This window comes from Phenylobacterium sp. (assembly GCF_030698145.1).
Lineage (GTDB): Bacteria > Pseudomonadota > Alphaproteobacteria > Caulobacterales > Caulobacteraceae > Phenylobacterium.
Genome location: NZ_JAUYNW010000133.1, coordinates 1 through 2,684 on the forward strand (window position 1 = coordinate 1; position 2,684 = coordinate 2,684).

3 protein-coding genes are annotated in these 2,684 nt (G+C 63.6%); all 3 read right to left on the reverse strand.

Annotated elements, in window-relative coordinates; translation table 11 throughout:
- A partial coding sequence (locus Q8Q77_RS18775; RefSeq protein ID WP_305585402.1) for a GTP-binding protein occupies positions 1-150 on the reverse strand: 150 nt, incomplete at its 3' end.
- 53 nt (positions 151-203) lie between these two features.
- Complete coding sequence (fusA, locus tag Q8Q77_RS18780; protein ID WP_305585401.1) at positions 204-2,282, reverse strand: elongation factor G; 2,079 nt, start codon at positions 2,280-2,282, stop codon at positions 204-206.
- 101 nt (positions 2,283-2,383) lie between these two features.
- On the reverse strand, positions 2,384-2,684 hold a 301-nt coding region (gene rpsG, locus Q8Q77_RS18785; RefSeq protein ID WP_305585399.1), incomplete at its 5' end, for a 30S ribosomal protein S7.

Genomic DNA, 2,684 nt, shown 5'->3' on the forward strand with positions numbered 1-2,684 from the left:
AATGTCCGCATAGGCCATCGACTTGGCCCCGCCCGTCTTCGCCAGCGTAAACGTGATCGCCGCCGTCAGCGTCGTCTTGCCATGGTCAACGTGACCAATCGTGCCGATGTTGCAATGCGGCTTGTTGCGTTCGAACTTTTCTTTAGCCATTTCAAGCTCCAGCCCTGTTTGGGCTTGTCCTCTAAACTAGGGTTGGGTCGGGGTTAGGCGTATTTCTTGATCACTTCGTCGGCGACGTGTTGCGGCACCGGGTCGTAGTGGTCGTACTGCATGGTGAAGGCCGCGCGGCCCTGCGACATGCCGCGAAGCGTGTTCACATAGCCGAACATGTTGGCCAGCGGGACGAACGCATTGACGACGATGGCGTTGCCGCGCGTGTCCTGGCCTTGGATCATGCCGCGGCGTCCGTTCAGGTCGCCGATGACCGAACCCAGATAGTCTTCCGGGGTCACGACCTCGACGGCCATGATCGGCTCGAGCAGCTTGGGCGCGCCCTTCTCGCGAAGTTCCTTGAAGGCGGCGCGCGACGCGATTTCGAACGCCAGCACGCTGGAGTCGACGTCGTGGTACTTGCCGTCCGTCAGGGTCGCCTTGAAGTCGATCAGCGGGAAGCCGGCCAGCAGGCCGTTGTCCTTCACCGACTCCAGGCCCTTTTCGACGCCGGGGATGTATTCCTTCGGAATGGCCCCGCCGACGATGGCGCTTTCGAACACGAAGCCCGAACCGGGTTCGCCCGGCTCGAACGTGATCATGACGCGGGCGAACTGGCCCGTACCGCCGGTCTGCTTCTTGTGGGTGTAGTCGATGTCGACCTTGCGGCCCAGGCTCTCGCGATAGGCCACCTGCGGCGCGCCGATATTGGCCTCGACCTTGTAGGTGCGCTTCAGGATGTCGATCTTGATGTCCAGGTGCAGTTCGCCCATGCCCTTCAGGATCGTCTGGCCCGACTCGAAATCGGTGGAGACGGTGAAGGACGGATCCTCGGCGGCCAGCTTCTGCAGGGCGACGCCCAGCTTCTCCTGGTCGGCCTTCGACTTGGGCTCCACGGCGATCTCGATGACCGGGGCGGGGAATTCCATGCGTTCCAGGATCACCGGCGACTTGTTGGGATCGCACAGAGTGTCGCCCGTGCGGGTGTCCTTCAGGCCGGCCAGGGCGACGATGTCACCCGCATAGGCTTCCTTGATGTCCTCGCGATTGTTGGAGTGCATCAGCAGCATGCGGCCGACGCGTTCCTTCTTGTCGCGGGTGGCGTTCAGCAGGCCCATGCCGGTTTCGAGCTTGCCCGAATAGATGCGGCAGAAGGTCAGCGAACCCACGAACGGGTCGTCCATGATCTTGAAGGCCAGCACGGCCAGCGGCTCGTCGTCCGACGCCTGGCGGACGATCGGCTCTTCCGTGCGGAAGTCGATGCCCACGGTGGGCGGGATGTCGAGCGGCGACGGCAGATAGTCGACGACGGCGTCGAGCAGGGGCTGGACGCCCTTGTTCTTGAAGGCCGAGCCGCAGAGGATCGGATAGAAGGCGCCGGTCAGCACCGCCTTGCGGATGCACTTCTTGATGACGGCTTCCGAGGGGATCTCGCCGCCCAGATAGGCTTCCATCGCGTCGTCGTCGAGTTCGACGGCGTTCTCGATCAGGTAGTGGCGGGCCTCTTCGGCCTTGGCCAGCAGGTCGGCCGGAATCTCTTCATCGCGGAAGTTCGCGCCCAGGCCGTCATTGTCCCAGATCACGGCCTTCATGCGGACGATGTCCACCAAGCCCTTGAGGTTCGATTCCGAGCCGATCGGGAATTGGATCGGCACGGCCTTGGCGCCCAGGCGGTCGCGGATCGACTCGACCGACTTGTCGAAGTCGGCGCCGATCTTGTCCATCTTGTTGACGAACACGATCCGCGGAACCTTGTACTTGTCGGCCTGACGCCAGACGGTCTCGGTCTGCGGCTCGACGCCGGCGTTGCCGTCCAGCACGGTCACCGCGCCGTCGAGGACGCGCAGCGAGCGCTCCACTTCGATGGTGAAGTCCACGTGGCCGGGGGTGTCGATGATGTTAAGGCGCTTGCCTTCCCAGAAAGCGGTCGTCGCGGCCGACGTGATCGTGATGCCGCGCTCCTGCTCCTGGTCCATCCAGTCCATGGTGGCCGCGCCGTCGTGGACTTCACCGATCTTGTGGCTCTTGCCGGTGTAATAGAGGATCCGCTCCGTCGTCGTCGTCTTGCCCGCATCGATGTGGGCCATGATTCCGAAGTTGCGGTAGTCTTCGATTTTGTGCGCGCGGGGCATAGCGGAAGCTCTGCTGGTAAAGGCGTTCGGGGATGTCTGAACGAACGGCGCGGGCGGTTTAACTCAAACCGCCCGCGCCGGAAAGCGATGGTTGCCGGGTCTTACCAGCGGTAGTGCGAGAAGGCCCGATTGGCTTCAGCCATCTTGTGGGTGTCTTCGCGCTTCTTCACGGCCGAACCACGGTTCGACGAAGCGTCCAGCAGTTCGCCGGCCAGCTTCTCGGTCATGGTGTTTTCACCGCGCTTGCGCGCAGCCGTGACCAGCCAGCGGATGGCCAGCGCCTTGCGGCGGTCCGGACGGACTTCGACGGGCACCTGGTAGGTGGCGCCGCCGACCCGGCGGGAGCGGACTTCGATGCCGGGCGCGACATTTTCCAGAGCCGCGTGGAAGGTCTCCAGCGGG

Excerpts from the sequence above, each read along its gene's own strand:
- fusA (WP_305585401.1), bottom strand. The coding sequence starts at position 2,282 with ATGCCCCGCGCGCACAAAATCGAAGACTACCGCAACTTCGGAATCATG.